Annotated in this window: 6 protein-coding genes, 1 pseudogene and 1 riboswitch; of the genes and pseudogenes, 6 read left to right on the top strand and 1 reads right to left on the bottom strand. The window is 59.4% G+C overall.

Annotated features, from left to right (window positions below):
* From D8V06_RS30315 to astE, 3 genes are all read left to right on the top strand, one after another.
* Positions 1-72, top strand: a 72-nt coding sequence (locus D8V06_RS30315; RefSeq protein ID WP_177434351.1) for an N-succinylarginine dihydrolase, incomplete at its 5' end; no start/stop codon positions are given.
* A 61-nt stretch (positions 73-133) separates the two neighbouring features.
* Positions 134-424 (top strand): topoisomerase II, encoded by a 291-nt coding sequence (locus D8V06_RS04015; protein WP_130930487.1) that lies wholly within the window; start codon positions 134-136, stop codon positions 422-424.
* A gap of 12 nt (positions 425-436) precedes the next feature.
* A complete protein-coding gene (gene astE, locus D8V06_RS04010; RefSeq protein WP_130907636.1) occupies positions 437-1,447 on the top strand; it encodes a succinylglutamate desuccinylase in 1,011 nt (336 codons plus the stop codon).
* A 134-nt stretch (positions 1,448-1,581) separates the two neighbouring features.
* Here astE and D8V06_RS04005 read toward each other — a convergent pair whose 3' ends face one another.
* Positions 1,582-2,094, bottom strand: coding sequence for a 6,7-dimethyl-8-ribityllumazine synthase (locus D8V06_RS04005; protein WP_056852552.1), 513 nt, complete (start codon positions 2,092-2,094; stop codon positions 1,582-1,584).
* Positions 2,095-2,196: 102 nt separating this feature from the next.
* Positions 2,197-2,367, bottom strand: a riboswitch (FMN riboswitch).
* A gap of 196 nt (positions 2,368-2,563) precedes the next feature.
* Here D8V06_RS04005 and ltaE point away from each other — a divergent pair.
* From ltaE to D8V06_RS03990, 3 genes and pseudogenes are all read left to right on the top strand, one after another.
* Positions 2,564-3,568 (top strand): low-specificity L-threonine aldolase, encoded by a 1,005-nt coding sequence (ltaE, locus tag D8V06_RS04000; protein WP_130930486.1) that lies wholly within the window; start codon positions 2,564-2,566, stop codon positions 3,566-3,568.
* A 146-nt stretch (positions 3,569-3,714) separates the two neighbouring features.
* Complete coding sequence (gene alaS / locus D8V06_RS03995; RefSeq protein ID WP_130930485.1) at positions 3,715-6,336, top strand: alanine--tRNA ligase; 2,622 nt, start codon at positions 3,715-3,717, stop codon at positions 6,334-6,336.
* Between the two features lie 91 nt (positions 6,337-6,427).
* Positions 6,428-6,605 (top strand): annotated as a pseudogene (locus tag D8V06_RS03990) (aspartate kinase); the annotation flags it as partial.

The following is a 6,605-nucleotide window of genomic DNA, read 5'->3' as shown; positions in this document are numbered from 1 at the left end:
TGCCGGACGGCACTGGATGAACTGACGCAAATCCTTAAACTGGGCGCGGTTTATCCATTCCAGATCAATTGATCGACGGCGCGCTGCCGCGCATGACAGCGCGCCGCTTCATCTCAAACGAGAGCGTAAACATATGAGCGATACCCTGCAGCTGATCCTTGAAGACACCGACGGCACGCAACTGGAAACTTCCTGCACCCGCGTTGCGGTCCTGTGGCAAGGCAAAGAGCTGTGGATCCAGCAAGACGGCCGCGGCCAATTGCTGATCGGCGTGGACGTCGAAGAAGGTGACGCCGAATACGCCAACCTGCTGCTGCGCCCATTGGCGACTAATCTGGTAAGTCTGCAACTGGAAATGGAACCGGCTGACCTCGGCGCTGACGAGGATCACGTGCACGGCCCGGATTGCAACCACGACCACTAAGGAAACCGCTCTATGCTCGCCCTCGGCAAACTGCTTGAACTGACCCTCGCCGGCCGCGAACCGGCGGAGAAGACTCAACTGACTGTCGAAGGCGTGCGCATGCGCTGGCTGAGCGAAGGGGCGCTGGAAGTCCGGCCCCCTGAAGCTCGCGACAACGGCCTGGACCTGTTGCTGTCGGCGGGGATCCATGGCAACGAAACAGCGCCGATCGAGTTGCTCGATCGCCTGTTGCACGACATTGCCCGCGGCGACCTCAAGCCGCGTGCAAGAATTCTGTTCCTGTTCGGCAACCCGGAAGCGATTCGCAAGGGCGAGCGTTTCGTCGAGCAGGACGTCAATCGACTGTTCAACGGTCGTCACGAACAAAGCAGCGGCTCCGAAGCGCTGCGCGCCTGTGAGCTCGAGCGGCTGGCGGCAAGTTTCTTCAGCCTGCCTGACCGCCAGCGCCTGCACTACGACCTGCACACTGCAATTCGCGGTTCGAAAATCGAGCAGTTCGCCTTGTATCCGTGGAAGGAAGATCGCCAGCATTCGCGCCAGGAACTGGCCCGGCTGCGTGCCGCCGGCATGGAAGCGGTGCTGCTGCAGAACAAGCCGTCCATCGTCTTCAGCTCCTATACCTACGACAAGCTCGGTGCCGAGTCCTTCACCCTTGAACTGGGCAAGGCTCGGCCGTTCGGGCAGAACGACGGGGTGAACGTCTCCCGGCTGGAAACCCGTCTCAAACAGATCATCGAAGGCACCGAGCCTGATTTGGCGGCGCAGGTGCTGGACGGTTTGCAGCTGTTCAGCGTGGCACGGGAAATCATCAAGCACAGCGACAGCTTCCGGCTTAACCTGCCAGCGGATATCGAGAATTTTTCGGAACTGGAAGTGGGTTACCTGTTGGCCGAAGACATCGCCAACACCCGTTGGATCATCGAAGAAGAGGGCGCCCGGATCATCTTCCCGAACCCCAAGGTGAAGAACGGGCTGCGCGCCGGCATCCTGATCGTGCCGACCAGCGACGAAAACCTCGCCTGACGTTCGCGCAATGATCGTTCCCACGCTCCCGCGTGGGAATGCCTCAATGGACGCTCTGCGTCCGCCGTTGCATGTGACGCGGAGCGTCACGGGCTGCATTCCCACGCAGAGCGCAGGAACGATCAATTTAGCCTTTAAACAGCTACCGCACGCGGCTCAGTACGGCGCAACGCACGGATCTTGCTCAACGTGTCGGCACACGTCTTCGCCGCTTCCTGGCCTTTGTGCACAAAATGCTCGAAGAAGAACTTGTGATGCAGTTCTTCACCGGCATGGAAGTGGTGCGGGGTCAAAGACACCGAGAATACTGGCACTTCGGTTTCCAGTTGAACCTGCATCAGGCCGCTGACCACCGACTGGGCAACGAACTCGTGGCGATAGATCCCGCCATCGACCACCAGGGCTGCGGCAACGATGCCAGCATAACGACCGGTCTTGGCCAGCAATTTGGCGTGCAGGGGCATTTCAAACGCACCGCCGACTTCGAAGAAGTCGATATCGGATTCCTGATAACCCTGGGCAATCATTTCGGCGACGAAGCCTTTACGGCTCTGATCAACAATATCCTTGTGCCAGCAGGCCTGGATGAACGCTACGCGCTCGCCCTGATGGTGTTTGCTCTTGCTATCGATTGCGGTGGGTTGCATGTTCTGACTCCTGTTTGTGTAAAAAACAGGGCATATGAATCGAATGGGATTTAAGGGTATGCGCGCCGACGTGAGTGTCTGCGGGCAGCCCTTTGGCGCCAATCCCGTTCTCTCTTCATCCGGACTATGACCGTCGGCCCCGGGATCACACCGGGTCTGCTGACCTTGCTGTCAGGCACCGCCGAAGCCGTGCTGCCATCAAGCGCTCGCGGGCTATGCGCATTGCGCGCAATTACCGCCGGTGGGGAGTTGCACCCCGCCCTGAGAACGTTTTTGCCGCCGTAAAGTTTGGCGGCGCAGCGTTTTTAACACATATTTCCTGCGTGCGCATCGGTGCTTTTGGATGATTGTTATCGAGTATTTCGCTGTATTAGTGGGCAATATCCTTGCGCCAGGGTTGAATATTCATTGGCATGACCGCAGTAATTCTTTCTGAAAGGGATTTCCCCTGCTTACCGAGGCCAGATTCATGAGCGTTATTGATCTTCGCAGCGACACAGTCACCCAACCCACCGCCGGCATGCTCGACGCGATGGCCACTGCCGCCACGGGGGATGACGTTTATGGTGAAGATCCGACCGTCAACCGTCTTGAAGCCGAACTGGCCCAGCGCCTCGGTTTTGCCGCAGCCCTGTTTGTGCCGACCGGCACCATGAGCAATCTGTTGGGCCTGATGGCCCATTGCGAGCGCGGCGACGAATACATCGTCGGACAGCAGGCCCATACCTATAAGTACGAAGGAGGCGGTGCAGCCGTGCTCGGTTCGATCCAGCCGCAACCGCTGGAAGTGCAGGCCGATGGCTCGCTGGATCTGAATCAGGTCGCCGCCGCCATCAAACCCGATGATTTCCACTTCGCCCGTACTCGCTTGCTGGCGCTGGAAAACACCATGCAGGGCAAGGTGCTGCCTCTGGAGTATCTGGCTCGGGCTCGCCGTTTTACCCGTGAGCATGGGCTGCAACTGCATCTGGACGGAGCGCGGTTGTACAACGCAGCGGTCAAACTCGGCGTCGACGCCCGGGAAATCGCTCAGCATTTCGACTCCGTCTCCGTCTGCCTGTCCAAAGGCTTGGGGGCGCCGGTCGGTTCGGTGTTGTGCGGCTCGGTCGAGTTGATCGGCAAGGCCCGGCGCCTGCGCAAGATGGTCGGTGGCGGGATGCGTCAGGCCGGGATTCTGGCGGCAGCAGGCCTGTATGCCCTGGATCACAATGTTCAGCGCTTGGCTGACGATCACGCCAATGCGCAATGGCTGGCCGAAGGCCTGCGCGCGGCAGGTTACGAAGTCGAGCCGGTTCAGACCAACATGGTTTACGTATCGATGGGCGACAAGGCCGAGGTGATCAAGTCTTTTGCTGCTGAGCGAGGTATCAAGCTCAGTGCCGCCGCACGTCTGCGCATGGTCACGCACATGGATATCAGCCAGGCGCAAATCGAGCAGGTCGTCGCGACATTCGTCGACTTTTCCCGTAAGTGATAGCGTTAGCGCTCCAATTGACTGTTTCTATCGTATAAACACGCTGTACCCCGCGCGCAGGGCCGATATAATGCGGCCCTTTGCCGTCGCTTCGTCTGTTGACGTTTCGAACAGGCCTTTGGCCGCAGCCTCCGTGGGAGAACCTAATGAAAAGCGCAGAAATCCGTGAAGCCTTCCTTCGCTTCTTCGAAGAGCAAGGCCACACCCGTGTAGCCTCCAGCTCTTTGATTCCGGGCAACGACCCAACCCTGCTGTTCACTAACGCGGGGATGAACCAGTTCAAGGACTGCTTCCTGGGCCAGGAAAAGCGCGCGTACACCCGCGCTGTATCCAGCCAGAAATGCGTGCGCGCCGGCGGCAAGCACAACGACCTGGAAAACGTCGGTTATACCGCCCGTCACCACACCTTCTTCGAAATGCTGGGCAACTTCAGCTTCGGTGACTACTTCAAGCGTGACGCCATCACTTACGCCTGGAACTTCCTGACATCCGACAAATGGCTGAACCTGCCGAAGGAAAAACTTTGGGTCACCGTCTACGCCAGCGATGACGAGGCGTACGACATCTGGACCAAGGAAATCGGCGTTCCGGCCGAGCGCATGGTGCGCATCGGCGACAACAAGGGCGCGCCGTACGCTTCCGACAACTTCTGGACCATGGGCGATACCGGCCCGTGCGGTCCTTGCACCGAGATTTTCTACGATCACGGCGCCGACATCTGGGGCGGCCCACCGGGTTCGCCGGAAGAAGACGGCGACCGCTACATTGAAATCTGGAACAACGTGTTCATGCAGTTCAACCGCACCGCCGATGGCGTGTTGCACCCGCTGCCAGCACCGTCGGTGGACACCGGCATGGGTCTGGAGCGGATCAGTGCCGTACTGCAGCACGTTCACTCGAACTATGAAATCGACCTGTTCCAGAGCCTGCTGAGCGCTTCGGCCAAGGCCATCGGCTGCACCAACGACGCCCAGGCTTCGTTGAAAGTGGTGGCTGACCACATCCGTTCCTGCGGTTTCCTGATCGCTGATGGCGTATTGCCGTCCAACGAAGGTCGTGGCTATGTACTTCGCCGGATCATCCGTCGCGCTTGCCGTCATGGCAACAAACTGGGCGCCAAGGGCAGCTTCTTCTACCAGATCGTTACGGCCCTGGTCGCCGAGATGGGCGAAGCGTTCCCGGAACTGAAATCCCAGCAGGCGCACATCGAGCGCGTGCTGAAAGCCGAAGAAGAGCAATTCGCCAAGACCCTGGAGCAGGGCCTGAAAATCCTTGAACAGGATCTGGCTGAACTCAAAGGCGACGTGGTGCCGGGCGATGTGGTGTTCAAACTCTACGACACCTACGGTTTCCCGATGGACCTGACCGGCGACATCGCCCGTGAGCGCAACCTGACCCTCGACGAGGCAGGTTTCGAGCGTGAAATGGAAGCCCAGCGCGTGCGTGCGCGTTCCGCCAGTTCCTTCGGCATGGACTACAACAGCCTGGTCAAGGTTGATGTCGATACCGAGTTCACCGGTTATACCGCTCACAGCGGTTCCGCCAAAATCGTTGCTATCTATAAAGACGGGCAATCGGTTGACGTACTGAGCGAAGGCCAGGAGGGCGTGATCGTCCTCGATCAGACGCCGTTCTATGCGGAGTCCGGTGGTCAGATTGGCGATTGCGGCTTCCTGCAAGCCGGTGCTGCACGTTTCGACGTGCGCGACACCACCAAGACCGGTGGTGCGTTCCTGCACCACGGCGTGCTGGATTCGGGCAGCCTGATCGTGGGCGCTCCGGTGGAGACTCATGTCGACGCCGAAGTGCGTCACGCGACTTCGCTGAACCACTCGGCCACTCACTTGCTGCACGCCGCGCTGCGTCAAGTGCTGGGCGATCACGTTCAGCAGAAAGGTTCGTTGGTCGACAGTCAGCGCCTGCGCTTCGACTTCAGCCACTTCGAAGCGATCAAGCCTGAACAGCTGAAAGCGCTGGAAGAAATCGTCAACGCCGAGATTCGCAAGAACTCCGCCGTTGAAACCGAAGAAACCGACATCGAAACCGCCAAGCAGAAAGGCGCCATGGCGTTGTTCGGCGAGAAGTACGGCGACAACGTTCGCGTGCTGAGCATGGGTGATTTCTCCGTCGAGCTGTGCGGCGGTATCCACGCCAACCGTACCGGCGACATCGGCCTGCTGAAAATCATCAGCGAGGGCGGTGTTGCGTCTGGTGTACGTCGTATCGAGGCAGTCACCGGTGCTGCGGCGCTGGCCTACTTGAACGCGGCAGAAGAACAACTCAAGGAAGCGGCCAACCTGGTCAAGGGCAGCCGCGACAACCTGATCGACAAGCTGTCGGCTGTGCTGGAGCGCAACCGTCAGCTGGAAAAGCAACTCGAGCAGTTGCAGGCCAAGGCAGCCAGCGCGGCAGGCGACGATCTGTCGGCTTCGGCTCTGGATGTCAAAGGCGTGAAGGTGCTGTCCGTGCGTTTGGACGGTCAGGACGGCAAAGCGCTGCTGGCGCTGGTCGATCAGCTGAAAAACAAACTCGGCCGCGCAGTGATCCTGCTCGGCAGTGTCCATGAGGAAAAGGTCGTTCTGGTTGCAGGCGTAACCAAAGACCTGACTGGCCAACTCAAAGCCGGTGATTTGATGAAGCAAGCCGCTGCGGCAGTGGGCGGGAAGGGTGGTGGTCGTCCGGATATGGCGCAAGGCGGCGGTACCGACGCCGGCGCTCTGGATGCGGCACTGGCTCTGACCGTTCCGTTTGTAGAGCAGGGTCTATAAGGCAGCGCCTCCGGCTCGCAGTCTAGTGGCGGGCCGGAACGCTGTTTGAGTGATTATTTGGGCGCCCTTCATGGGCAGAGGCGGCTTTGAAATGGCTTTGATCGTACAGAAATTTGGAGGCACCTCGGTCGGCACTGTCGAGAGAATCGAGCAGGTCGCCGACAAGGTTAAGAAATTCCGCGATGCCGGCGATGACCTGGTGGTTGTGCTGTCTGCAATGAGCGGCGAAACCAACCGTCTGATCGATCTGGCCAAGCAAATCAGTGGCG

The organism is Pseudomonas sp. Sample_24 (assembly GCF_004307605.1).
In the GTDB taxonomy this organism is placed as follows: domain Bacteria; phylum Pseudomonadota; class Gammaproteobacteria; order Pseudomonadales; family Pseudomonadaceae; genus Aquipseudomonas.
Note: the sequence above shows the minus strand (reverse complement) of the source record. Positions and strands in the feature narration are given on the sequence as shown.